At 41.1% G+C, this 26,122-nt stretch carries 16 protein-coding genes; 5 read left to right on the top strand and 11 right to left on the bottom strand.

Annotated features, from left to right (window positions below):
* Window positions 1–38: 38 nt before the first annotated feature.
* The 3 genes from gldK to Q4D72_RS04010 all read right to left on the bottom strand — a co-directional run bounded on the left by gldK (window position 39) and on the right by Q4D72_RS04010 (window position 4,556).
* On the bottom strand, window positions 39–1,406 hold the full coding sequence (gene gldK / locus Q4D72_RS04020; protein WP_303076185.1) for a gliding motility lipoprotein GldK: 1,368 nt from the start codon (window positions 1,404–1,406) through the stop codon (window positions 39–41).
* A 307-nt stretch (window positions 1,407–1,713) separates the two neighbouring features.
* Window positions 1,714–3,843, bottom strand: coding sequence for a prolyl oligopeptidase family protein (locus Q4D72_RS04015; protein WP_303076184.1), 2,130 nt, complete (start codon window positions 3,841–3,843; stop codon window positions 1,714–1,716).
* Window positions 3,844–3,983: 140 nt separating this feature from the next.
* Window positions 3,984–4,556 carry an outer membrane beta-barrel protein gene (locus Q4D72_RS04010; RefSeq protein WP_303076182.1) on the bottom strand — a complete coding sequence of 191 codons (573 nt, stop codon included), beginning with the start codon at window positions 4,554–4,556 and terminating at the stop codon, window positions 3,984–3,986.
* Between the two features lie 169 nt (window positions 4,557–4,725).
* Here Q4D72_RS04010 and Q4D72_RS04005 point away from each other — a divergent pair, with 169 nt between their 5' ends.
* From Q4D72_RS04005 to Q4D72_RS03990, 4 genes are all read left to right on the top strand, one after another.
* On the top strand, window positions 4,726–5,313 hold the full coding sequence (locus tag Q4D72_RS04005) for a DUF502 domain-containing protein (protein ID WP_303076180.1): 588 nt from the start codon (window positions 4,726–4,728) through the stop codon (window positions 5,311–5,313).
* A gap of 82 nt (window positions 5,314–5,395) precedes the next feature.
* Complete coding sequence (locus Q4D72_RS04000; protein WP_303076179.1) at window positions 5,396–5,578, top strand: hypothetical protein; 183 nt, start codon at window positions 5,396–5,398, stop codon at window positions 5,576–5,578.
* A 7-nt stretch (window positions 5,579–5,585) separates the two neighbouring features.
* Window positions 5,586–6,002, top strand: coding sequence for a type II toxin-antitoxin system VapC family toxin (locus Q4D72_RS03995; RefSeq protein ID WP_303076178.1), 417 nt, complete (start codon window positions 5,586–5,588; stop codon window positions 6,000–6,002).
* A gap of 316 nt (window positions 6,003–6,318) precedes the next feature.
* Entirely contained in the window at window positions 6,319–6,720 is a 402-nt protein-coding gene (locus tag Q4D72_RS03990; RefSeq protein ID WP_368502029.1) for a type II toxin-antitoxin system VapC family toxin, read from the top strand.
* A 98-nt stretch (window positions 6,721–6,818) separates the two neighbouring features.
* Here Q4D72_RS03990 and Q4D72_RS03985 read toward each other — a convergent pair whose 3' ends face one another.
* From Q4D72_RS03985 to Q4D72_RS03950, 8 genes are all read right to left on the bottom strand, one after another.
* Complete coding sequence (locus Q4D72_RS03985; protein WP_303076176.1) at window positions 6,819–8,363, bottom strand: RagB/SusD family nutrient uptake outer membrane protein; 1,545 nt, start codon at window positions 8,361–8,363, stop codon at window positions 6,819–6,821.
* Between the two features lie 12 nt (window positions 8,364–8,375).
* Entirely contained in the window at window positions 8,376–11,429 is a 3,054-nt protein-coding gene (locus Q4D72_RS03980) for a SusC/RagA family TonB-linked outer membrane protein (RefSeq protein WP_303076175.1), read from the bottom strand.
* A 295-nt stretch (window positions 11,430–11,724) separates the two neighbouring features.
* Window positions 11,725–14,931, bottom strand: a complete 3,207-nt coding sequence (locus Q4D72_RS03975) for a reprolysin-like metallopeptidase (protein ID WP_303076173.1) — start codon at window positions 14,929–14,931, stop codon at window positions 11,725–11,727.
* Window positions 14,932–14,994: 63 nt separating this feature from the next.
* Window positions 14,995–18,426: a reprolysin-like metallopeptidase gene (locus Q4D72_RS03970; protein WP_303076172.1), complete on the bottom strand. Its 3,432-nt coding sequence runs from the start codon at window positions 18,424–18,426 to the stop codon at window positions 14,995–14,997.
* A gap of 101 nt (window positions 18,427–18,527) precedes the next feature.
* Window positions 18,528–21,323, bottom strand: coding sequence for a reprolysin-like metallopeptidase (locus Q4D72_RS03965; RefSeq protein WP_303076171.1), 2,796 nt, complete (start codon window positions 21,321–21,323; stop codon window positions 18,528–18,530).
* Between the two features lie 117 nt (window positions 21,324–21,440).
* On the bottom strand, window positions 21,441–22,367 hold the full coding sequence (locus Q4D72_RS03960) for an Omp28-related outer membrane protein (RefSeq protein ID WP_303076170.1): 927 nt from the start codon (window positions 22,365–22,367) through the stop codon (window positions 21,441–21,443).
* A 193-nt stretch (window positions 22,368–22,560) separates the two neighbouring features.
* A complete protein-coding gene (gene pgmB, locus Q4D72_RS03955) occupies window positions 22,561–23,190 on the bottom strand; it encodes a beta-phosphoglucomutase (RefSeq protein WP_303076169.1) in 630 nt (209 codons plus the stop codon).
* A gap of 88 nt (window positions 23,191–23,278) precedes the next feature.
* Window positions 23,279–24,784 carry an MFS transporter gene (locus tag Q4D72_RS03950; RefSeq protein ID WP_303076168.1) on the bottom strand — a complete coding sequence of 502 codons (1,506 nt, stop codon included), beginning with the start codon at window positions 24,782–24,784 and terminating at the stop codon, window positions 23,279–23,281.
* A gap of 276 nt (window positions 24,785–25,060) precedes the next feature.
* On the opposite strand from Q4D72_RS03950, the gene Q4D72_RS03945 reads away from it, so the two are divergent.
* Window positions 25,061–25,996 carry a glycosyl transferase family 90 gene (locus Q4D72_RS03945; RefSeq protein ID WP_303076167.1) on the top strand — a complete coding sequence of 312 codons (936 nt, stop codon included), beginning with the start codon at window positions 25,061–25,063 and terminating at the stop codon, window positions 25,994–25,996.
* The last annotated feature ends 126 nt before the right edge of the window (window positions 25,997–26,122 follow it).

Below are 26,122 nucleotides of genomic sequence, written 5' to 3'. Positions count from 1 at the left end.
TTGTTTACTTAATTTAATTTCTTGATTTTGTTTTGAGATTATCTAAAACCTCTTGCGCTCTTGGCTTGTTGTGATTCGCTCACCCCCATAAAGTCTTGTACGGTTCTGAACCCGATGTAACTACGTGCTGAATCTTGATATTCAAAATCACGTGTGTTTACACGAAGCATATACGCCACGTCTTTCCACGAACCACCACGAATTACTTTTCGTTTGTTTTTCTCGTCAATCACACTGGGGTTCATTGTTGACATATACTCGTATGAGTTGGGGTCGTATGAAGTGTTTGTCCACTCCGAAACGTTTCCTGCCATATTGTACAGGTTGTATCCGTTTGGTTCATACGATTTTGCTTCAACGGTGTACAAAGCATTATCAGAAGCATAGTCACCGCGCAAAGGTTTAAAGTTTGCCAAGAAGCAACCTCTGTCGTCAGTTGTGTAGGGTCCTCCCCACGGATAGGTAGCTCCTTCAAGCCCTCCGCGTGCGGCATATTCCCACTCTGACTCAATCGGCAAACGGAATGCATTTACTTGGTCATTCCCCTTTGCTTTTTGGTATGAGTTTTTGTTTAAGGTTCGCCACTCACAAAATGCCTTTGCCTGAATCCAGCTCACACCCACCACCGGATACTCTCCGTAGGCTTCGTGCCAAAAATAATCGTTGTGCATCGGCTCATTATATGAGTAGTTGAAGTCACGAATCCAAACCGTTGTGTCAGGATATACCTTTACCAACTCTTCTTTGATAAAGTCTTTTCGGTTTCCTTTGGCACGAGCGGCTTTCTCCATATCTAACCACTGGTATTTGAAAACGAACTTTTCAACATCCATAATGCGCTTTCCGTTATACGATTGTTCTTCGGGCAAATACATCTGATCCATTACCTCTGAGTAATACTCATCAGGGAACTTTTTAGTATCCCAAATAAGGTTTACTTTTCGGTTGAGACGACGACTGCGCTCATCACCGTAAGTGTTTTGCAAATATTGCTCATAAGGCGTTAATTTCTCAGAATTTGCATTTTGGTAAGCGTAATCACCCACGCCTCCACTGGATTGACCGGTTTGTTCAGCCAACTCAGCCAGGTTAGTACGGATGATTGAGTCACGTACCCAATTCACAAACTGACGGTACTCACTATTAGTGATTTCGGTTTCATCCATATAGAATGAGCCGACACTAACCGTCTTCACAGGGGCATTCATACTTCCTGCCCTGTCATCATCGGAGCTTCCCATAATGAAAGACCCACTGGGAATCAGCGTCATACCGTAAGGTTTGGGTTGTTTCCAACTCTTGCCTTTTACCCCAACAAGCTCTCCTTTGTTATCTCCACCTCGACCGCAAGCGTAAACTACAACAAGCATCAGTAGCATTACAAATATTTTTCTTGCCATAAACATTGTTTAAATTCACATTATTTCAGGTTGCAAACGTAGATAATTATTTTCACATCTGCAACACAGTTTCCTTGAAATTTATCCTCGACCAATTAAGTTTAACACTAATTTTACAATTCTTTAATAGGAAATGCCCAAATATCTAAAAAAAACCAAATAAAAAAGTGATGACAAAATCAATTTTTTAACAAAACATTATTTTTATCAACAACCCAAAAAAGGCAAAAAAGCCGTTTTTTGGAATGATGAAAACAGCTTTTTTGCAATTGAGTGTAATTTGGAAGCTGATTTTTCTTCCTTTTTTACGGAATTATTTCAATTCTGTCACGCCCACATTCCATAAAATGAAGGCCTGCATATCGGCTGCCTGCTCAATTATTTTGCTCACGGGCGTGCCTGCTCCGTGTCCGGCGTTGGTTTCAATGCGGATTAACACGGGGTTGTTACCGCTTTGTTTGCTTTGCAATTCGGCTGCGAATTTGTAACTATGCGCCGGCACTACGCGGTCATCGTGGTCGCCGGTGGTTACCATCGTGGCGGGATATTGAATGCCTTCTTTTACGTTATGAACGGGTGAATAGGCTTTCAAATATTCAAACATTTCTTTGCTGTCGTCGGCTTTACCATAGTCATACGCCCAACCGGCTCCGGCTGTAAAGGTATGATAACGAAGCATATCCAACACGCCCACGGCAGGAAGCGCCACTTTCATCAAATCGGGGCGTTGGGTCATTGTTGCCCCTACGAGCAGCCCGCCGTTTGAACCTCCGTGAATAGCCAAATGCTCGGAAGAGGTGTATTTCTGGGCAATTAAATATTCCGCGGCTGCGATAAAATCATCAAACACGTTTTGTTTTTGCATTTTAGTGCCGGCATCGTGCCATTTTTTGCCGTATTCACCGCCTCCGCGAAGATTGGCAACCGCATACACACCGCCATTGTCAAGCCATACGGCGTTGGAAACGCTAAACGAAGGCGTCAGGCTGATGTTAAACCCGCCGTAACCATATAATATGGTAGGATTTTTTCCGTTTAGGGGCGTTCCTTTTTTATAGGTGATAATCATCGGAACTTTTGTACCGTCTTTTGAGGTGTAAAACACTTGTTTTGATTCGTAATTATCGGAATTAAAATCAATTTTAGGCTCCCAATATAAATCATAGTTTCCTGATTTTAAGTCGATTTTATAGATTTTAGACGGCGTATTGTAATTCGTGAATGAAAAATAAGCATCGGTATCTTCTTTTTTGGCAGAAAAACCACCGGCAGAACCCACGCCCGGAAGCGCCACCTCGCGGATTAATTTCCCTTCATAATCATATTGTTTCACTTTTGAAACGGCATCAACGATGTATTTAGCAAAAAAGTAATCGCCTGCCAATGAAACAGATAATACATTTTCGGTTTCGGCAATAATGTCTTTCCAGTTTGCGGGTTTGGGGTTGGAAGCATCAACGCTTACCAAACGCTTGTTAGGTGCATTTAAATTAGTAATTAAAAACAACTTGCCTCCTTTACTATCAATCACCTGCGTGTCGTTGTCAAAGGTTTCGGTGATGCTCACGAAATCGGAATTCGGTTTGGATAAATCCTTAACAAACAATTTGTTACCCGAAGTTGAATTTGCCCCCGAAATGAACAAAAACTTCCCGTCATCCGAAATTTCACCCGAAACGTAGCGGTATTTTTGCTCGGGCGTTCCGCCAAAAATGAGTTTATCGTCTTTTTGCGCCGTTCCTAATTTATGATAGTACAACTTGTGCGTATCGGTTTTTGCCGAGAGCTCGCTTCCTTTGGGTTTGTCGTAGCTGGAATAATAAAACCCGTCGTTGCCGTTCCACGAAGCACCGCTGAACTTAATATCAACCAGCGTATCGCCCACCACTTCTTTGGTTTGGGTTTTGATAACGATGAGTTTTCGCCAATCGCTTCCGCCTTCGGAGATGAGATATGCCAAGAGCGAGCCGTCCTTAGAGAAACTCAATCCGCCGAGCGAGGTTGTTCCGTCTTTTGAAAATTCATTCGGATTCAAGAAAACTTCTTCCTTGCCGTCTTTGTCTTTGCGGTACAACACGCTTTGGTTTTGCAATCCGTCGTTTTTATAATAATAGGTGTAATCGCCTTCTTTGAAGGGTGCACCGATTTTTTCGTAATTCCAGATTTTTTCAAGTTTTTTCTGAATGACTTCCCGATACGGAATTTTTTTCAGATAACCGAAGGTAACTTCATTTTGGGCTTTTACCCACTGGGCGGTTTCTTCACTACGATCGTCTTCAAGCCAGCGATAGGGGTCTTTCACTTCCGCACCGAAATAAACATCGGTCGTGTCCACTTTTTTGGTTTGCGGATAGGTGATTTTTTCAGTTGAAGGCTGTTTTTCAGGCTGATTGCAAGCCACTGCCAGCAACAAACATCCCAGCGGAACCATTTTTTTCTGCATCTTGTTCATAATTCGTTTTGATATGTTATTTTATAATCCTTTATTTGATTTTGCGCCGAAAGATAGCGCTTTTTTTGTAATAAACAAAAAGAGCTGCCGAAGGACAACTCTTTTAATACGGTTTTCAACTTTATTTGATATTAATAGAACAAAGCCACACCAATACCTACGCCAAACGTACCACTATTGAGTTCTACCTTTCTGTCTTGCACATTTGTATAGCTTTTGTAATCATACCCCAAAAAGCCTGTTAGGGCAAAACCTTCATTTAAGAAGTAAGCCACACCGGCTTTTGCTCCGGCAATCAAACCTCTGTATTTTTGAGCGTCGCTATCGCCTCTTGATAATGTACCGTAGCCAACTTTGGCTCCTACAAACGGAACAATATCACCACCTAACGGGAAGAAATAGTGTGCGTTAGGGGCAATGGCAAATGCATTGGTTGACGAACTGGCTCCTTTCACTTTTGAGTATTGGTACTCCAAGCCCAAACCTACCGCCAAGTTATTAATAATAAAATAATTGGCATTCGGAGCGATTTTAAATGTTGAAGTTGTAACATCGGCTGATTTGTTACCATCTCTTCGGATAACGGTGCTTTCTGATGTGTAAGAAAGTCCAAAATCAGACCCTACAAAGAAACTTCCTTTTTCGGTTTGTGCATACGTTAAAGCACTGACCATCACTGATAAAACGAATAAAATCTTTTTCATATTGCGTTTGAATTTTAAAAATTATCAGGGCAAATGTACTACTTTTTTTGTGTTGTCCAAATTTTTGGTTCGTTTTTTCGGCGTAAGTATAGACTTGTGAAAAAAAATCAGCTGTGATTGCCAAAATGATTGTACATTGCTTTTTTTCTTTTACCTTTGCCGAAAAACGATGAAAATTAACGGCTTTTTCAGTGTGTTTCTGCGCTACTTTCTGCAAGGTATTTTAATTATAGGTCCTTTAAGCGCTACCATTTGGATTATCTGGGCGATATTTTCAAGCGTGGATAACCTTATCCCCGGCATTTCAAAGGAATATCCCGGTGCGGTTTTTGTACTGTTGTTTTTAAGCACGACGCTCATCGGTTTTATTGGGAGCAAATTTTTTCTGGGCAGGCTGCTTGTGGGCTGGCTGGATTACCTGCTTGAACACACCCCCGGCATCAAATTTATTTATTCATCTATCAAAGACGTACTGACTTCGTTTGTTGGTGATAATCGGAAGTTTAACAATCCGGTATGGGTAAAAGTGCAGAACCAGCCCGAGGTTTGGCGCATTGGTTTTCTTACACAGGAAGATATGAGCTTTGCCAATATGCAAGCGATGGTGAGCGTGTATTTGCCGCACTCGTATGCCATTTCGGGTTGGGTTATTGTTACCGCAGCCGAAAACATAAAACCTGCCGAAGGGCTTTCGGCTCACAAAGCAATGGAATTTGCCCTAAGCGGTGGAATGACCGGTAACACCAAAAACGATTGAGATACGGAACAATACGATTTTCAAAAAAACTCAAATCACAACCTGTTTTATTTTTTCGTACCTTTGCAAAAAATATAAAGTTATGAACGCAACAACTAAAAAATCAGAAAAGAAGTCCGTTTTGGATAAACCTGAAAAAACTACAGAAAAAAAAGAAACCATTTTTTACGACGAAAACGGTAAAAGAATTTCCAGAGCCGGATATATGATGCGGTTACTGTCAGGTACCGGCAAAATTTTAGATATGAAAGCCGTTTTAAAATAATAGCTTTATGGGTAGGTATTTGATAGACACGAATATAATGGCTTTTCTGATTACGGACAAAGCCAATTTAAACGAAAACGTGCAAGATATCATTGATGATTATACAAACCAAATATACGTGAGCTCTGTTACGGCAATGGAGCTGGTACAACTGTTTCGTATCGGAAAAATTCGACCGAAATACAAAACGGCAGAAGCTATGATTAAAGCCATTGTGAATGATTTTTACTTTACCATTTTGCCTTTCGGAGCAGAACAGGCAAAAACGCTGTCAAAATTGGAAATCGTTTCGGGACATAATGACCCGTTTGACCATTCCATCATATCACACGCCATTAGCGATAAACTTATTTTAATCTCTTCGGATAAAAAATTTGAGTGCTACACCCCACAAAAACTCAAATTTATATACAACAAACGTTGATTTTATAACTCACTGTTACTGCTTTATTTATAAATACATTCCCCGCTAAAAACGCTTTTGCTGTCGGAATGATTTTTTTCGTACCTTTGCAAAAAATATAAAGTTATGAACGCAACAACTAAAAAATCAGAAAAGAAGTCCGTTTTGGATAAACCTGAAAAAACTACAGAAAAAAAAGACTATTTTTTACGACGAAAACGGCAAAAGAATTTCCAAAGCCGGATATTTTATGAGAAAAATTAAAGCCGAAGGAGGATATATTAAAATTTTGGATATGAAAGCCGTTTTAAAATAATCCGTATGAGATGTTTATTGGATACCAATATCGTTATCTTCATCATTCACTGAAAAGAATGACGACATTTCAAAAGACACAAAAAGTATTTTAGAAGATTATCACAATGTCTTATACGTTAGTTCATTAAGCCTAATGGAAATTAAATACTTATTTGAGAAGGGTAAGCTAAAAACAAAATTCAAAACCACCCAACAAATATTTGACTTTATCACAAATGAGTTGGATTTTAAAATTCTCCACACCAAAAACGAACACACCCAAACTTATGCAACACTAAACATAATCGAAGAAAAAACCGACCTCATTGACCGTTTTATTATCTCACAGGCCATTACTGAGAAAATAGCACTGGTAAGCTCTGATAAGGCTTTTGAAAACTACACCCCACAAAAACTCAAATTTATATACAATAAACGTTGATTTTCAACCACTCTCAAAATACTCAAACCACTTTAAACCATAAAAAAACCGAACTTGCGCAATGCGCAAGCCCGGCAAATGTATGAAACACTAATTTATTACCATCCCGGATTTTGTTGTAATTCTCCGTGTTTTTTATCCCAAGCGGGAATAGGCCACACAAACTTGAAATCATCAGCCGAGCGATTCAGCTCATAAAACTGATTTACAGGAGTTTTTGACAATATACTCATCGCTTGTTGTTGGGGTTCTTTGCGTATTACGGGCTCTTTCCAACGTTTTAAGTCGAGTAATCGGAAGCCTTCAAACGCTAATTCACGCAAGCGCTCGTTTTTGATTTCTTCCCAAAGAGCATTTCCAGAGGCGGTAACCGCTGAAAGCCCGCGTGCCTGTCTTAACGTGTTTAGGTGTTCACGAGCTTTTGTTTCGTCACCCTTCTTGAAAGCGGCTTCACTGGCTATCAAATACATTTCGGCAATACGAAAAACTTTTGGTGCGTGAGCATATCTAGGTTCACTGCCCGACTGTAAAGTGGGATTTCCAGGAAACTTGTTAATAATCTGAATATTAGGCACTTTTGTACTTCCAAAACCAATTCTTACATCTGTTTTCTTGAAATAAACAGCTTTTCTGTAATCGGTGTCTTCGTACAAATCAACCACCCATTGACTTGGGATAAATTGAGGGCTGTAATTTCCTTCCGTTAACGCTGCATAAATGCTATTTTCTGATGGCAATTGGTCTTGGATAGATACGAACAATTGTGTAATACTTTCTTGTCCGTTATCTTTATACCAAATGTCTTGAAGAGTGGAAGCATTTTGTGCTAACGGATAATTTGCCAATAAACTTTCGGCAACTTCTTGAGCCTCTTTCCATCTTCCCATAAAGAGCAACACACGAGCTTTAAGAGCTTTTGCCGCATCAATGGTAAAGACTTCAGCACCGGGTCGAGGCTGTGGTTGAGGTTGGGGCATTTCCCAAGGCAATTGAATCATAGCTCCATTTGCATCTTTCAAATTCAATAGTTTTTCAGCCTTTGCAATGTCTTCAAGAATAAAATCATAAACCTCTTGCACGGTAGCTCTTTTGTTTTGGGTTTTTACGTTGTAAACCTTTTCTAACGGAACGCCTAAATCAGATGATGCTGTAGCAGGGTCATAGATTTTACAGAAAGAAGTTACCAAACGGGTGTACATATACGCCCGTGCTAAATGTATCTCACCAATATAAAGATTGAGTTGTAAACGCTCAGCATCATTTTTAGGTGTGATGTTTGCCTGCCCCTCCAAAGCGACATTGGCATTGGAAATAAGACTATATGCCCCTGACCATATGCTGTTGAATCCGGAGTGAGATGAGTTTAGCGTTTCCCAACGATGTATAGGACCATATCCTTCAGCGTAATGGCTCCGCAGCGCATTGATTAAATCACCTTGTATGTCATTATAGAGCATATACTCTCCGTACACTTGGTTACGAAGTTTAACGTACATACCGTTGCGCCACAACTCTATATCACGTATGTTTTTAAAAGTTCTGCCCACTGCGATGCTTTCGTACGGAGACTGATCCAAATCAACACAACTACCCAGCGTTAAAGCTCCTGCAATCGCTATTATGTATTTATTAACTATTTTCATTGTTTGTCTGTTTTAAAATTTAATATCTATCCCGAAAGTATATTGCTTGGTATTCGGGTTACCGCCCCCTGCTGATGGTGAAAGGGATACATCAAACTCAGGGTCTATGCCTCTGTAATTTGTGAAAGTCAACAAGTTACGACCCGTGGTATAGAATCGCAATTCTTTAAAGAAACCTATTTGTCGTAATATATCTTCCGATAAGGAATAACTCAATGTAATATCTTTCATACGTATATACGACGCATTTTCAATCAAACGGTCGTCTTTCTCCGTGAAAGGTTGGTTATGTTGATAGCTCGGGAAGGTGGCAATATCACCAGGTTGTTTCCAAACATTTTCCAACACTCTTCGGCTTTGATTTGAATTCGGCCAACCGATGGTTGCAATAGGATTTTCGGTACGGTATCGGTCTATATTGACGCTATATTTCCCAAAAGTATAGGCAAATGCCATATTAAATCGGAAGTTTTTATATCCGGCTTCCAAACCAAATCCTCCATTAATCGGTGCATAACGACTGACTCCTGTGTTTTGTTTTAATTTTTCCGAGTTAAAATCAGTTGTTACCTGCGCTGTGTTATTATTCATTACCGTAGGGTCATCACCCGGTAAAAACCATTGCGCTCTTCCGTCATCGGGGTTTATCCGATAAAACATCGGGTAGTAATAACGTATAGGCTCACCTACGATGTATGCCTCTGATGTCACATCAACTACAACCGATTTTTTACCTTCATGAAGCGATAACACTTTCTCTTGATTGTAGTTAAATGATAGAAAAGGAGCTATGAAAAAGTCTTTTCCTTTAAGCACATCAACCGATAACGATACGTCAATACCCCGATGGCGCAATTCACCTCCGTTTTCTGAAATTCCCGCATTTCCTGAGAAGGTGGGACGAGCGATACCGGTGAGCATATCAGAAATGAGACGATAGTACAATTCCGTATTCAAATACACGCGTTTGAACAAGCCTACGTTAAGCCCCAAAGTCTGTTTGATTTGCTTTTGCCATTGCAAATCAGGATTTCCGGGTGATGACAACACGTATGAAGGTCTGTCTTTATAAAACTGTGTGTTACTGGCTAACGACAGATGCAGGTAATCGTTTATGGCATCAGCATTTCCGCTGGTTCCCACGCTGTATTTTAAATCCAATCGGTCAAGCCACGAGGCTTTTTTCAGGAAGTTTTCCTCACCCGCTTTCCAAAGCGCTCCCACCGCCCAAAAGTTGGTATATTGATTGTTTTTCCCGAAACGAGATGACCCGTCTCTACGAACTGATACATCAAAGAAATACTTATTGTCGTGGATATAATCCAAACGCAAGAAAAACGAGTTAAACGTAGTAACCTGGTGCCCGTCATACACCTTTATATTCTTGTTTCCGTGAATAATCATCGTTGCCTCGTCAGAAGTTTGTCCCTCTGACCTACCTCCCAGCGTAGAATATTCATCTTTTATACTTTCTTGCCCCAACAAAAAGGTTAGTTCTCTCTTGGGTGCAAAATCAAGTTTGTATTCAGCCGTGTTGGTCAATGTTTGTTTAAGAATAGGGGTACTTGAACGAGAGGTAAATGGAAGGTCTTCTCTATAATTACGTAAGTTGCTTTCTTCTCGGTAAGAAGGTTTTTCATACGAATGCGCTCTACTATCCCGATATTCTATTCCGAGTTGTGATTTAATGGTCAAATTTTTAATTGGTGTAGCTGTTAAACTCAATTGCGGAATCAAACTAATATTTTTAGTTACTGACGGAGTGTTCTCGGCAATATAATGTGGGTGAGGCAATAACAAATCCGGAATTACATCATAACGTTTCCCTTTCTCATCAACATCTCTGTAATGTGGCGGATACAAGATTCCCAAACTTCCGTAATCGGCATTTGATCCCGTGTTAGGATTCTGCATATATTCACTATACCCCGTTGAAATACTTATATTAGTTTTAAGCCAATTGTTAAGTGTAGCATTTAAGTTAAGTCGTGCTGTAAAACGCTCAAAGTTAGATTTATACATCATCCCTTCTTGGCTGAAATATCCTCCCGAAATATAGTAACGTGTTTTGGTGTTCCCCCCTGATGCCGAAACGGTAATTTGCTGACTGGGGCGATAATCTCTAAAATACACTCTGTCCCAACGTGTATTGGGTGGGTTTTCCTGACTTAAAAGATTATTTCGCCACTCTTCGGTAAATTCTCCGTTGTATCCAAACCCCATTTTTTCTTTTTCAACCATATATTGGCTATATTCTTCTAAGTTCATAAAGTCATCAAAAAAGGCACGACTGGCTAAAAATGACAATCCATATTGTGAACTTACTGAAAAAGTAGCCGAATCACTACCCTTTCCTTTTTTAGTGGTGATGTAAATAACCCCGTTGGCGGCTCTTGTTCCGTAGATAGAAGTTGCCGAAGCATCTTTCAAAACCGTAACACTCTCAAAATCATTTGGATTCATAAAAATAACCACACTTCTTGACACCGGCGACCCATCAAGAACATACAAAGGTTCTCCCCCACCATTAACGGAACCTATTCCGTGCAAGCGAATCGTTCCGGCAGAGCTAGGCTCTCCCGAACTTGATGAAATCGAAAGACCCGCCACTTTTCCTTGCAAGGCATCAAGCAAACTCGCCGAAGGTTTGTTCGAGATTTTTTCACTATCCACCTTCACCACCGAACCCACTACCGTGCTGACGTTTTTAGCAGTTCCGTAGCCGACAACCACCACATCATCAAGTTCGGTAACATCTTCTTTCATAACGATGTTAATCATTTTTGTGCTTTCACCTACTCTTTTCTCTTCGGTTTTAAAACCAATAAACGAAAAGCGCAACACGTCACCGGTGTCTGCTTTAATAATATACTCCCCTTCCATATTGGTCATCACTCCAAGATTTATACCCTTGATAATGACGTTTACCCCCGGAATGGGATGATTGTTGTCATCAGTAACACGCCCTTTAACCTCTCGCGTTTGCGCAAAAGAAACACCCATCAGCAAAGTAAAAAATAATGCTGATAGTTTCCATTTCAAATAACTTTTCCCGTGATTTTGCATAGTAAAAATTAATTATTTTTTTATGTATCGGGACAAAGATATAAAATATATCTTACCATCATCAAAATAAGCAAAAAAATATTTACGTTTTTTAAACTTTATTTGAAAATAGCTTAAAAGTTTGTTTGAGAATTGTTTGAGAAAGTTTGAAATGGTTTGAGAATTGTTAACAATTGTAATCTTTGGCAAAGTTTGCAAACTTTGCCAAAGATTAAATGTTTAAAGATTGTTTTGAAGATAGTTTGAAATGGTTTTGAGGTTGTTTGAAGGTTCAAACAACGCTCAATCACAAATTTTATCGTACAAACACATAGCCTTGCTTGGTGAAATGATTTCCGTGTTGGTCCTGATATTTCAAAATATAGAAATACGTTCCGGTTGGGAGGCGTTTCCCTTTGCCAACCACACCGTTAACGTTGGCATAACCTCTGAAAATTCCGCCTTTACGTTGGTAATCTTTTGCTTGAAAGACCTTCTGACCGAGTTCATTAAAAATTTCAATATGCAAGTTTTTGTAAGCCTCAATCGGTTCGATTTTCAAATAATTTTCCGAGCCGTTTTCGGTGGAAACGCCGTTATAAATCACCATCTCTTTTTGTAATTGCGGTTCGGTGTCGGTTGGCGGAAGGCTCAAATCGGGTTTCTTTTGCAAAACGGTGATTTTTTGTATGTACTCCGAGGCATTTCCGCAAGCATCAGTGGCTGTCCATTTATAAACGATAACTTTTTGTCCGTTTTCGGTAATTTCATCGCTATCTTTAACAATTCGAAGCGATTTGGTGCAGTTATCGGTTGCCAAAAGGTCGGTTTGAGCCGGAATTTTTCCTTCCTCAACGGAAATATCTTTCGGTAATTCGCCCGTAAATTCGGGTTTTTCAGTGTCGGAAACCGTGATGAGTTGCGTGTGTGAAATGCTGTTGCCACAATCATCAGACGCCGTCCAAACACGGGTAATGGTGTAAAAACAGCTCTCGTTGCTTTTTGTTTCTTTGAACGATACTTTCGGGTTACAGTCTCCTGAAACAGAAAGGTTTTTAGGCGCCGGTGGAATTTCACCTTCACAAGAAACACCTGCGTTTTGAGGTAATTTTTCTGTAAAAGCTAAATGTGAGGTAGTTACAATTATTTTTTGTGTATGTTCAGTTTTGTTACCACAAGCGTCTGTAACTTCCCATTTGTAAATAACCACTTCATTTCCATTTTCTTGTAAAGTGTGCTGTGATTTTACAACAGTAAGATTTTCCGTACAATTGTCGGTAGCGGTCAATTCTTTTTGTTGCGGAAGTGCTTCGCCTTTTTTGACAGTCATATTCGCGGGCAACTCACCTACAAATTTGGGTTTTTCATCATCGGAAACCGTGATGAGCTGTACGTGCGTAATGGGAGTGCTTCCGCAGTTGTCAGAAGCGGTATAAGTGCGTTCAAGTACGTAATTATTCGCACAGGTCTGATTTTTAATCGTTTCGGTAACCTTTACGGAAGGATTACAACCGCCCTCAACACTCAATGTTTGCTTTTCAGGAATAGCCTTCGCACAGGTAACCGTTTCATTTTGAGGCAATACGCCAACAAACTGCAACGGCAACAACGAATTACCGTCTGCCGGAATGATTTTAAATCCACCGTAAGGAATCCTCGCATTGTTTGTTATTTTATACGGGGTTACATTAGTAATCGCATAGGCAATATGGTCAAGCACTTCCACCTTAAAAACACCCGCCGGTAGGTTTACTTTTTTCCCTTTGCCGAAAGTGGTAACGCCCACCAACACATTAGGAATGGTAAAGGTATGTTCGCCATCGTTTTCGGTTTGTTCTGCAATCACGTGCTTGTAGGTTTTCCCCAAATCATCTGAAAGCAAGATGCGCACCTTGCTGTTTCTGTCAAAAAAATTATTATCAACCGCCCATTTGAGCGTTACGCTTTCGCCCACTTGGTACACATCTTTGGTGGAAGAGGTAATCTCGAAAGTTTTTCCTTCTTTTAAATTGACTTGTGTTTCAAATACATCGTACATCACGGGGCGTTTTTTCTGTGAATTTCCATCACTTACACCCAACCAAAACGTGTAAGTTCCGTCTTTAACGGGCTTGGCGTCGGGGTTAAAAGCTCCGGTATCAACATAAAGAGGTTGAAAAGAAATAACGTTGTGCTCGGTTCCTTTCAAAGTGATAAATTTTGCTTGATTTTTTTTGTGAATATCTGCCTGATGTGCCATATAGGTCAGTTTGGCGTCATCAGGGTCGGTAGCATTAATTTGAAACTGAAAATACGTATATTTAGGCAAATCATAGCTTTTTTTGAGTTTACTACGGTCAATCACTGGCGGTTGATTGGGAATTTTTTCCCCAAATGGAAAATTAACGTAATTATTAAACACAGAATCTTTAACCAGTTTTGTACGTTCTCTATCCTCATAATAGTGTAATTTTGCCATTTTTTGACGTATAAAATGAAGACTAACTAATGAAAAGAAATCACCTGACTCATCACCGTAACTCATTACAGACTGCCCACGGTTTGTTTCGGTAAAATAAGTGTAGTCACCACCTGTGGTAAAAGTATGTGATGACCCAAACATATGTCCCATTTCGTGAGCAATTACATCCAAAACCGGAACAGCCATTGACCCCCCCTTTAAAACGTTATATGCCCCATCAAAATAGGCAAGTCCACCTGCTGACCCTACCCTATTCCCACCTATTTTCATATTGGTGGTCATTACCATTCCCAAATCATAATTTTCATTTCCGATGAGTTTATCAAGGTCAAGTGTAGCTCTGCCAATCATTCCTTCGGCTGTATTTGCTTTAAAAAAATCTGTATTAGAGTCTGTTATAATTAATTTTTCATCGTTAATCACTTCAAAACGGATACCTAACTCACGCATAAAAAAAGCATTGAGTTGCACTTCGGCATTTGCCCAAAAGCTTTTCACGTTTTCAACACTGCCCTTAAATACACGAGAATAATCAGAGAATGATATATATGAAACAGGTAATGCCAAACGATATGTAAAAAGCACATCGCGATTGGCAACTTTGTTTTCACTCGCAGCAGTTTTGCCCGAACGAGCCGCCGGTCTGCCGGTTTTTGAAGGCATACAAGTCCCGTTTTTGCAAGTTCCGCATTCGTGTTTGTGTTCGGAGGCAATCTCTAAAAACCCTTCGGAATTAGTAACAAGCTGAATGCGTTCGTGTTTGTATGTAACTTCACCCGAAACCGTGGTTTTGTTGATGGAAAGAATCCCCACGAGTTCGCCCTCTTGAAAACTGACAAAAGTGCGAATACCCTCCTTTTTGGTAAAAGACGTTTCTTGCTCGTTCCACCGCAACAAAAGTTTTTCACTTTGCGATACGGGAACTTCCCATAAAACATCGTTACCTTTTGAAAATAAAGCAATCACATCAATTGCCTTAACCTGCGTTTTAATGGTTTCTTGCGCATAAATCGTTTGTAGAAAAACCACAAAACAGCATACAAATGTTGTTAAATATTTCATATTTTTAACCTATTATAATTATCTAAAAAAAGAAGAGGCTCCGCCGGCAGAGCCTCTGCCGAATTACCGCACAAACAAATAGCCTTGCTTGATGTGTTTTTGCTTTTTCGGGTCTTGGTATTTCAAAATATAGAAATACGTTCCGGTGGGTAGGCGTTTGCCTTTGCCCACTACACCGTTTAGGTTCGTATAGCCTCTGAAAACCCCGCCTTTACGCTGGTAATCTTTGGCTTGATATACTTTCTGACCGAGTTCATTAAAAATTTCAACGGAAAGTTGCGTAAAATGCTCCAAGGGTTCCATTTTAAAGTAATTTTCAGAGCCCGTTTCGGTGGAAACTGCATTATACACAATCAGTTGCGCATCGGCAAGATTATCAGGGTTAGGCGTGCCGCCACCGGGTGTTTCGGTTTTCTTTGAAAGTACGGTTACTTTCTGGTGATGCTCGGCGGTGTTGCCGCAAGGGTCGGAAATAATCCATTTGTAAATCAGCACGCGATTGCCGTTTTCTTGCGTTTCTTCGGTACGTTTTTGCATTTGAACAGTGTTGGTGCAATTGTCTTGTGCCGTTAATTCCGCCTGCGAAGGTATGTTTCCTTCCTCAACAGTAATGTCAACAGGCAAATTACCCACAAAAACAGGAGCTTGCGTATCCGAAACTGTGATGATTTGCGTGTGCGACAAACTTTGTCCGCAGCCCGTAACGGTGTACGTACGTTCAATCGTGTAATTATTCAAGCAATTTCCGTTTTTACGAACATCTGAATGCGTTATGGTAGGCTTATCACACCCGCTCACTTGCACCGACGAAGTATCCGCATTGGGGATGTTATCACAACTAACCGATACGTTTTCAGGTGTTTTTGTCAGCTCCATACGTGTTGCGTTTCTCGGCAAGATAGTAATCGTCTGGGTGTGTGTCACTATATTAAAACAATCATCTTGGGCTTGCCACGTGTATATTTTCTTTACAACGTCTCCTTCTTTTTCTTCCTTCTCATTTCTATCTACATACATTTCCCTTGTTCGGCAGTTATCTTTTACTGTAAGAAATGCTTGTTGAGGAACGGTTTCTCCTTCATAAATCGTTATGTTTTGCGGAAGCGTTTCCTGAAATACGGGTGGTTCGGTATCGGCAATGGTGATATACTGCGTATGCGAAATGGCAGGTTGGCAATCATCAGTGGCTATCCATTTACGTACAATTTGTCTGCCACAGGCATTTTCACCCAACGGATTTTCCGTATAGATCAGTTGCGGATTGCACCCACCACTGACGGTTACATTTGCCGGCGTTGGGATAGGGTCTTTACAACCAAGCACCACATCGGCAGGAACGCCCGCAAGTTGCAAAGGCTGTGATGTTCTATCGGTTTCATAATAAATATATTGCGTGTAAGCCGCCATATTGTTGCAACCATCGGTGGCTGTCCACGTTCGGGTAATCGGGTTTTTGGTTGCATCTTGTGCGTAGGCTATCGAAACGTTACCCGTGGTGCAAGTTGATTCGGCTTTCACATCTGCTTTGGGCGTGCTTTCAGCTTCCGACTTGGTTTTTACGTACAACACCGAAGGTGTATCAACAAATTTAATGGCAGAACGCGTTACCTCAAAACCACCCCTAAACGGGTCATCTTCGGTAATAGCAAAGGCAATATGGTCAAGCACTTCGATTTTAAAAGCTCCCTGTTCGATGTTAGGTCCTTTTGTTCCTCCTTCAAAATAAAGTTGCTTTTTCCCGATTTCAATATTGGGAAGCGTTACCTCACAACTGCCGTTGTTAGGGGCTTCGGCTACCAGCACGTGTTTGTAGGTTAGTCCCAAATCATCAGAAAGCAAAATGCGTACTTTGCTGTCATTGCCAAATATAGCACTATCCACGCCCCATTGCAAGGTAACTTTTTGTCCGGCTTGATACTGCTTGTTAATAGCACTCGTGATTTTAAACGGCGTTCCGTTTTTGATTTCTACTTTGGTTTCCACGGCATCGTAATGCGTGGCGTGGTTTTGGTCAGCAGGGTTGTAATCATTTACGCCCAACCAAAAGGTAAATTCCCCTTGTGGGTGGTTTTTTGTAAAATCTGAATAAGGAATGTCATAATATGCAGTAGGGTGATATTCTTTTTGAAACGTAATCAGCGGATTGTTAGTCGGTTTTTTAGCTATAAACTTAGCTTTACCTTGTTGTTTTAAATCGGCTTGATGAGCAGCATACCAAAGCTGTGATTGCTCCTTATCCGTAGCATCAATACGGAACTGAAAATACGTATCCTGCGGAAGCACGTACTTTGCTTTGACTTTGGCTCGGTTGATAACGGGTGGTGTGTTGTTTGTCCGATATCCGTAGCTGTGGTTAGTGTAGTCACCGTCTTTACGGTTGAACTGCGTACGCTCGGTATTGATATAATAAGCATTTTTCGTTAACCAATAATTACGTATAAAGTGGGTACTTACTAATGAAAAAAAGTCACGTGGGAAATTAAACCCATAACTCATTACTGATTGTCCTTTTTCAGGTTCAGTAAAATACGTAATGACACCTCCGTGTGTAAAGGTATGCTGTGAACCAAACAGATGCCCCATTTCATGAGAAATTGTTTTAAAATTATAAATCGCAAACCCCGATCCCTTTAAATTGTCATAGTAAGCACCCCCTACAACTGCCTGACCGGAAACATTGCCTCTAGCTTTTGTGATAACAATTCCTACATCATAATTTTCCTTTCCTATCAAGCTGTTTATGGAATAAGTGGTCGCTGAAGAACTTAAATAATTAGCCGATTTATAACTATAGTCATCTTTGCTGTAATCAGTAATAATAAGTTTGTCATCTTGCACCATTTCAAATTTAATTCCAAGGTCACGCATATACAATTCATTAAGATAGCTTTCTAACTGCGCTAAAAAGGCTTTAGTAGCAGTCATGTTATCTTTTAAGTCGTTATGATACGTGTCACTACTAACCACCACCGCCAACCGATACACACGAAGTACTCCATCAGTAACAATGAGTTGCGACGGAGCTTTTGAGTTAGGGCTCGAAGGTGCTCCTGCTGAGGGTCGGGCAGTTTTACCCGCCTGCGTATGGCATTTTCCGTCGGCACAAAGCCCGCATTTATGGTCTTCTGCTTTATGGTCAGGATGCTTAATGAGCAAAAAGCCATCTTCCGAAGTTTCTATCAAATAGCTTTTGCTCCCATAAGTAACATTCCCGCTTACACTTGATTGAGCAAGAGCCAACGTAGCCACAAAATCACTACCTTGGTACCCCACAAACGTACGCACGTTATTGGCTTGGGTGAAGGCAGAACTACGCTCATACCACGTAAGGGACAATGTTTTTCCGTCAGGAAGCGGCAATCCCCACGTTTTAGTCCCCCCTGTTGAGAAAGTTCGGATAACTTCTTCCGACTTAACATTCGTCTTAAAAGTTTCTTGGGCAGCTACTCCCCAAAAGGAAACCATTACCACCCATAATAGCCACAGCTTTTTCATCGTAATTAATTATATGTATTGTTATTATTTATATTTTTGCTATTTTTAGTCCTTATTAATATTATTAGTCATAAGGCTTTTATATGCCGAAAAAGCATCTCTTAACGAACATACAAGTACCCTGCCTTTCGGAACAGACCGCCGGCATTATCCGTACAGGTCAATACATAGAAGTAAGTCCCCGTTGGCAAACGTTTTCCCTTGCCCACTACCCCACTAACATTGGCATATCCTTTAAAAACAACCTCTTGCGGGCTATGAAATGTCTTCTTAAAAACCATCGTTCCTAATTCATTAAACACCGAAAGCTCAAACTGCTTATACGCAACATTGCCTGACGTTATCTGAAAGTAGTTTTTAGAATCTATTTCCGTAGCTACACCGTTATAAATAACCATTTGTAAGGCTTCGGAAGACAACTTTGGCAAATCAAAGTCCCCTTCCTGAGTTCCCGAACCTGCATTCTGCCCCCCTGAAATACCCTCCGAGCTATTAGCTTCATTACTTTCATTTCCTGAAGCCCCATTTTCATTATTCGGATTATTATTTTGGGCATCTGAATCTCCCTTCGGACTATTAGGGTCATTACTTTCGCCTTCCGAAGCTCCATTCCCGTTATCTGTGTCATTATTTTGATTGTCCGAATCTCCCTTTGGGTTTGTTGCGTTGTTATTTCCCTCTCCTGAATGCTCATTCCCGTCATTCTCATCAGTATTTTCTTCCGTTTCGTCTATCTTCTGCACGGGCTTTTCGATACAAATAAACTGCGTAAAGCCTATTTCCTTCCCACAATTATCCTGCACCAGCCACTTGCGGGTCAAGATGCGTTCGTATTCCGATGTATTTTCAAGGGTTGTTTCCTCGTAAGTAATCTCTTGTTTTAATCCTCGGCGACAGGTAGTTACTGCCTTAGGGTCTATTCTCGGAGGTATTTCACTTCCGTGCGGCAATACCAAGCGCTGTTCGGGCGTTTGTGTAAACCGAAGCGACGATGCAGCGTCCAACTCAAAGCCTCCAGCGAACTGCCCGCGCTCATTCAGCGGATTAATCACCGACACCGCATAAGCGATATGGTCAATCACCTCCACTTTAATGACCCCCGCACGCACGCGACGCGTATTCTGCTTGTAAGGAACCGAGCCGAAGGACGTCTGAGGCATCACAAGTTCACATTCCCCGTCGTTTTCAGTGCTTTCAGCTAATGTATGTTTGTACGTTTTCCCGAAATCATCTGACAGAAGTATCCGCACGCGCGTATTTTGGAAGACCTTCGGGTCGGCTTGCCACCGCAACGTAAAGCGTTCACCAGCCTCATAGAGTATTTTTAAGGAAGACGCATCAATGCGGAAGGGCTTGGCATCAACAATTTGCACCTCTACCGCCTTGGTATCGTAGCGAACCACTTCATCAACTCGCTTATGGATGTCTTTTCCGGTACTTACACCCACCCAGAACAGATGTTTGTTTCCTACGGAAGTAACAAATGGGGTTTTTAGCCAGCCTCCGTTATCATACTCTTCTTCAAAAAGAAACTCGGAGTTAACAGACGGCGCATACGTATAGAATTTCGCACGTGAAACACGCTGTATGGCTTTGTCGGCAGGTTGCACCATATACAATAAGTTATCCGAATAAGTTCCCATTGCTTTTAACCGAAACCCGAAAAAGGTGTTGGGAGGCAAAAGATAACGGCTTCGGGCAGTCAAAGTATCAATCTTGGGTTCCCGAACGGAACTTTTGACCCCAAAAGGGAAGTTGTCATAGTTCGGAGCGACACTTTTGACACCCGAAAGCTTCGTTCGTTCTTTATCAACATAGTGTGGAAGCCCCAGCAATTCAGTTCGTATATCATTGACACTAACCAACGAGAAGAAATTTTGAGGCGAACCATAGCCCATCACCGACTGCCCCAATCCGGTTTCAGTCTTGTGTGAGAAGTTTGAGCTGCTTCCTGATTGTTCGTGTACGTGCGAAGCTCCCAAAAGGTGTCCCAACTCGTGGACAATGGTGTATAGTTGCGTGCTGATGGTAGTTGCCGACGCCTTATGCTTGGTAAAATACCCTGAAGATTTGTATGCCAGTCCGTGACTGCCTGTGCTATGGGTAATGAACAGCCCCATATCATAGTTTTCGCTGCCTATCAGCTTGTTAATTTCGTAAGTTGAATTGTTAATAACATAATTGGAAGATACTTGCCGGAAGACTTCCTTTTCAGGAAGGTTGCAAATGAGGCGGTCATCATTAATTACCTCAAAACGAATGCCTACATCTCGCAAATACAATTCATTGAGCGTAGCCTGTGCAGTTGCCCAGAACGCTTTTACACGTGCCACATCCGACAGGAATTCCCTTTGAAAGATACTATAATCCACAGGCAACGCCAGCCGAAAGACACGCAACACATTGTCATCAGGGAATATTTTGGTTTCCTTAGCGGAAGAATTACGTGCCACAATGGTGCTCACCGCCCTCGGACGTGTGTGCAAACTGTGGTCATCGGGGGTTTCGGAGCAACAAAGTCCACAACTGAAAGGTTGGGAATCGGCTTCAAAGCATAAAAAGCCTTCGTCGGAGGTTGTAAGACGTAATTCGCCCTGCTCGGAGAATACATTCCCACTAACAGAATTCCCCCAAACGGAAATCACGGCTGTTAATCTGTCGTTTTGATACCCTACAAAGGTGCGTATACCCTCGCTTGCCACAAATGAGGAGGATTGCTCGTGCCACACTAAGCTTAAAGATTTGCCTTCCGCCACAGGGATTTGCCACGCAACAGCCCCTTTTGAAGTAGTAAAAAGCGTAACTACGGACTTTGCCGGCACAGAAGTGATGGTGCGTTGCGCAAAAACAGCAACCGAAAGGAATATAAAAAGTGAAAAAACAATAAATTTTTTCATTCGTTGAGAACTCTGGATATTAAAAATGGTAATTTCCCCAAAACAATGATTTTACATAAAGCGGAACGTCATCACAAAATCATTGCTTTGGGGAATTAAATTTCTTTTGGAGTGAAACTAATTGGCGTACTGATAGTCTTGGGTTTCGTTGGCTTTGGCTTCTTGCACATTAAGCACATTGTCGTTAGCATCACTAACAAAAACCACCACGCGCGTATTTTTTAATTTCCCGGCATTTAAAAGCCTGTACGCAACTTGCAGGTTTTCTTTTTTAACCTCCGTGTTTTTGACTACCGAACCCAACTCATTGCCCAATGGATTTCCGTAAGCGGCACGAAACACATCATTGTGTTCAAAATTAGAAATATACCTACTGCCTCCATAATGGTCGGTGTAGTTAGTTTGTCCATCTATGCACTTATCTTCAACAACAAAAACACTGTATTTCAAGTTTTCAAACTTTTCTTTGAAATCAAATGCAACGGAAATCGTTCCACCAGTTTCAGTCAATTTTGATTCTATTTTTATTCCGATGGGTGATGTTTTCTTCGTTTTCAGGAAATTATCCAAATTTTCAATAGCATTAGACGCATACAGGCGCTTGTTACGGTTCATTGCAAAATAGGGATAACCCGTTAAGTGTAAGTCGGTGTTTCTCTTAGCCCTGTAATATTGAACAATGGGTTTTCTCTGTTCTATTTGCATCAAGTCATAATTTGAATCGCCACCTGTGTGAACGGCAACCGGCACAATTTGCGCTTTAATGGCAGGTAAATTCTTCTTGATATGGTCAAGAACGCGAGACACATTGGGGCAATGTCCGCACCACGTGCCCGTGATGTCCTCCACATAGGCTTTGTAAACAAAAAGTTTTTCGTTAGGGTTTCCGTTAGGTGTTTCACCGGAGGTATCCTCCGGTTTTTCTTGTGGTTTTTCGTTTCCTTGTTGGTCAGGTTGGAGCGACGACGTTTCGTCTTTACTACAAGAAAGCGTGAAAAAAGAAGTTGCGATTAGTAATCCGGCAATTATTTTTTTTGTTTTCATATACTATTATGTATTTATTATGCGGGGCAAAGGTACGAAGAAAACACGCTTTTTTACAATAAAACATATTTTTTAGCATATTTTTAACCTATGATGTTAACAAAAGTTATACGACAGAAAACCTGTTGGGCAAAAAATATTTTGCCCCTACAATGACACGCAACGAATGTAGCGGAAGCGATATATCGCTTCCCTACCACGTTTTTAAAATTGCTTCAAACCCTGAAAAAACCTCATCGGCTTCCGTTAGAATTTGGGGCGAACCAATCCCGATGGTTTTCATTTGGGCACGGCGGGCGGCTTCAATTCCGGCTTCGGCATCTTCAAAAACCACACAATCGGAAGGGGCAAGCCCTAATTTTTGAGCGGCAATCAGGAAAACTTCGGGGTCGGGCTTGGCTTTGGAAACGTCATTTCCGTCCACAATGGCATCGAAATACGAAATAATTCCGAGTTTTTCGAGTATCGGACGGGCATTTTTGCTTGCCGAACCCAATGCGATTTTGATATTTTGCGTTTTTGCCTTCTCCAAAAAGGTTTTTACGCCCGGCAGAATATCATTTTCAGTCATTTTTTCGACATAGGTGAGATAATCGGTGTTTTTTCGGGTGGCGAGTTCGTCAAATTTTTCAGCAGAAACCGAAACACCTGCCCAACCGAGAATTTTCGTAAGCGAATCCACCCGACTTACGCCTTTGAGTTGTTCGTTCAGCTCGTGCGTAAGCTCAAAACCGAATTCCTTTCCGATTTTTTGCCACGCCAAGAAGTGGAATTTTGCCGTGTCCACAATCACGCCATCTAAATCAAAAATATATCCTTTCATTATTAAAGTTGTTTAAAATGTAATTGTTTAAAGGGTTTGAGATTGTTTGAAAATCATTGCCCGACTGCCAATCACTAACCACTAATTCCTATTTGCTGATAGAATCCTTCACTCGAAGCGTTAAAAACCCTGCCAGAATCATAGCACAACCGCCGATGATTAAGGCATAGACGGGTTCGTTGTTAAAAAACTTACTTACCAACGAGCCTAAAATCGTAGCGGCAACAATCTGCGGAAGTACGATAAAAAAGTTAAATACACCCATATAGTATCCCATCTTGTTGGACGGCAACGCTCCCGAAAGAATTGCATAAGGCATTGAGAGGATACTCGCCCAAGCAATGCCCACACCCACCATTGAAAGCAAAAGCATATTCGGGTCGGAAATAAAATAAATGGAAATTAATCCTAATCCTCCGAAAATCAAACAGATAAGATGTGTTACTTTTCGGTTTGTTGCCCTTGCCATTACGGGAAGCAAAAACGCCACCAATGCCGCCACGCCGTTGTAAACGGCAAACAAAACCGCCACCCAGTCTGCTCCTTCGTTGTAAAGCTCTGAGGTAGTGTCTTTTGCCGAAACGCCATAAATATGCCCCGTTACGGCAGCCGTGGTGTAAATCCACATTGAAAAAAGGGCAAACCACGAAAAGAACTGAACCGAAGCGAGTTGCTTCATCGTTTGCGGCATATAAAGCATATCGGTAGTGATGGTAACGAACCCATTTTCGGAAAATCCTTTACGGTGTGCAAAAGCCGCCACCAAAAAGGAAGCGCCCAAACCTACAAGCCCGAAAGCAAGTATAAATAGTTCTTTTTCAATTTTTATCTGATATAACACCGCAACTAAAATAATCCCGAGAATTAAAGCAATACTCCCGACGTTGGTAAGTTTTCGGCTTTTCGCTTGGGGTGTAACGGCTTCGGTGTATTTTTCTTCGTGTTTTTCCGCCTCAAAGGCTTTCAGCTCATCGGGCGAATATTCCTTAGTGGAAAAGACCGTCCAGCAGACCGCCACCAAAAACACAATCGCACCGGCATAGAACGACCATTTTACCGAATCGGGAATAACGCCTTCGGGAGCTGTGTTGCTTATTCCCAGATAGTTCGTGTAAATATAGGGCAATGCCGAGCCGACCACCGCTCCCACACCGATGAAGAAACTCTGCATTGCAAATCCTGTTGTTCGCTGACTATCAGGAAGATTATCACCCACGAAAGCTCGGAAAGGTTCCATTGAGATGTTGATGGAAGCGTCCATCATCCAAAGGGTTCCGGCGGCAATCCAAAGTGACGGAGAATTGGGCATAATGCACAATGCGATGGAAGACAAAATCGCACCGATTAAAAAGTACGGTCGTCGTCGCCCAAGGCGCGTCCACGTTCGGTCGCTGATGTATCCGATAATGGGTTGCACAATCAGCCCCGTAACGGGAGCGGCAATCCACAGAATGGGAATGTCTTCAACTTTGGCTCCGAGCGTTTCAAATATGCGTGAGGTATTGGCATTCTGCAAGGCAAACCCGAATTGGATACCGAGAAAGCCAAAACTCATATTCCATATTTCCCAAAAACTTAACTTTCGTTTTTCCATATTATTATTTTTATTGAAAAGTGAAAAATAATTGCTTTTAATCAACGTTTTAGTAAAACTTACAAATGTAAAGAAAATTACAAACCTGTATCCACAAAAAACTGCTTGGGAATTTTCCTTATTCGACAGGAAACCCAACGTATGGTTTGCTAAAATATTGAGAAGTAAAATTGTTCGTGCAAATGTAGGGATATTTTTTAAGAAAACAAAAAAGAAAATAGGTATTTATCAATTAATTTCTGTACATTTGCACGAAAGTCTTTTTTTGATAGGATTATGAAACTTAACAAACAGGTTAAATTTTGGTATTATGTGCGAAATTACACTTTGCGCTTTTTTGGCAACCGAAGTGGCGGCTATAAAGCAAAAATTGCTCATTTACAACAGCATTTAACCGAAAAAGACAAAGCCAACATAGAAAAACGTGTTGCGTACTACTGCAAAATGCAGGATGCATCAAACTTGTTGTCAAAACAAAAAACCATTGCCGATTTACGAGCGCCCAAAACACCCAAAGCGTATTTTTTTGACACCTACGAGTACGCCCGTTTTTTTGACGAAAATCAGGCTATTGACTTTGTTTTTGGCGATGTTACACACGTCCCCAACACGCCCAGCATTGTTAAAAGTCGCCCGATTTCAGCAAACAATCAAAACAGCGTTTTACTCAATCTGGACAAGGCTCGACACTTCATATGGGTGAAAAATGACAAGCCTTTTTCTGAAAAGAAAAATCTGCTTATCGGCAGGGGTGCGATTTATCAGCAACACCGATATGATTTTTACGAAAAATATTTCGGGCATCCGCTTTGTGATTTAGGGGCTGTGGGCAACGTGGGGCTTACCCGACCCGAGTGGATTAAACCCAAAATTTCTATCAAAGAGCATTTGGATTGTAAGTTCATTTTAAGTCTGCAAGGCAACGATGTTGCTACCAACTTAAAGTGGATACTATCGTCAAATTCTATTGCCGTGATGCCCAAACCCACCATTGAAACGTGGTTTATGGAAGGGACACTCATCGGCGGGAAGCATTATATCGAAATAAAACCCGATTACTCAGACTTGGAAGAAGTGCTGTCTTTTTACATCAATCATCCCGAAAAATGTGAAGAAATCATCAAAAATGCTCACCAACACTGTTGGCAATTTTTCAATAAAAACATTGAAGATTTGTGCAGTTTGTTGGTTTTAGAGAAGTATTTTAACTAACTCTTTATTTTACGATGGAAAATATATTAAACAAAAAAAATAGCCCTATCATAAACTATTTACCCGTTGCAAGTTGCCTACTTTTGATTACATCCTGCATCGTGTACATTAATAAGTTTCGCGATT

The sequence above is a fragment of the Capnocytophaga sp. genome, assembly GCF_030532915.1.
In the GTDB taxonomy this organism is placed as follows: domain Bacteria; phylum Bacteroidota; class Bacteroidia; order Flavobacteriales; family Flavobacteriaceae; genus Capnocytophaga.
The sequence above is the reverse complement of the archived record's forward strand: the minus strand, read 5'-3'. Positions and strand labels throughout refer to the sequence as shown.

What these genes read in the sequence shown, in the direction of transcription:
- Q4D72_RS04015 (WP_303076184.1), bottom strand. Translation starts at nt 3,843, where the DNA reads ATGCAGAAAAAAATGGTTCCGCTGGGATGTTTGTTGCTGGCAGTGGCT.
- Q4D72_RS03950 (WP_303076168.1), bottom strand. Translation starts at nt 24,784, where the DNA reads ATGGAAAAACGAAAGTTAAGTTTTTGGGAAATATGGAATATGAGTTTT.
- Q4D72_RS03945 (WP_303076167.1), top strand. Translation starts at nt 25,061, where the DNA reads ATGAAACTTAACAAACAGGTTAAATTTTGGTATTATGTGCGAAATTAC.
- Q4D72_RS04005 (WP_303076180.1), top strand. Translation starts at nt 4,726, where the DNA reads ATGAAAATTAACGGCTTTTTCAGTGTGTTTCTGCGCTACTTTCTGCAA.
- Q4D72_RS03960 (WP_303076170.1), bottom strand. Translation starts at nt 22,367, where the DNA reads ATGAAAACAAAAAAAATAATTGCCGGATTACTAATCGCAACTTCTTTT.
- Q4D72_RS04000 (WP_303076179.1), top strand. Translation starts at nt 5,396, where the DNA reads ATGAACGCAACAACTAAAAAATCAGAAAAGAAGTCCGTTTTGGATAAA.
- Q4D72_RS03965 (WP_303076171.1), bottom strand. Translation starts at nt 21,323, where the DNA reads ATGAAAAAATTTATTGTTTTTTCACTTTTTATATTCCTTTCGGTTGCT.
- Q4D72_RS03980 (WP_303076175.1), bottom strand. Translation starts at nt 11,429, where the DNA reads ATGCAAAATCACGGGAAAAGTTATTTGAAATGGAAACTATCAGCATTA.
- Q4D72_RS03975 (WP_303076173.1), bottom strand. Translation starts at nt 14,931, where the DNA reads ATGAAATATTTAACAACATTTGTATGCTGTTTTGTGGTTTTTCTACAA.
- gldK (WP_303076185.1), bottom strand. Translation starts at nt 1,406, where the DNA reads ATGTTTATGGCAAGAAAAATATTTGTAATGCTACTGATGCTTGTTGTA.
- Q4D72_RS04010 (WP_303076182.1), bottom strand. Translation starts at nt 4,556, where the DNA reads ATGAAAAAGATTTTATTCGTTTTATCAGTGATGGTCAGTGCTTTAACG.
- Q4D72_RS03970 (WP_303076172.1), bottom strand. Translation starts at nt 18,426, where the DNA reads ATGAAAAAGCTGTGGCTATTATGGGTGGTAATGGTTTCCTTTTGGGGA.
- Q4D72_RS03995 (WP_303076178.1), top strand. Translation starts at nt 5,586, where the DNA reads ATGGGTAGGTATTTGATAGACACGAATATAATGGCTTTTCTGATTACG.
- pgmB (WP_303076169.1), bottom strand. Translation starts at nt 23,190, where the DNA reads ATGAAAGGATATATTTTTGATTTAGATGGCGTGATTGTGGACACGGCA.
- Q4D72_RS03985 (WP_303076176.1), bottom strand. Translation starts at nt 8,363, where the DNA reads ATGAAAATAGTTAATAAATACATAATAGCGATTGCAGGAGCTTTAACG.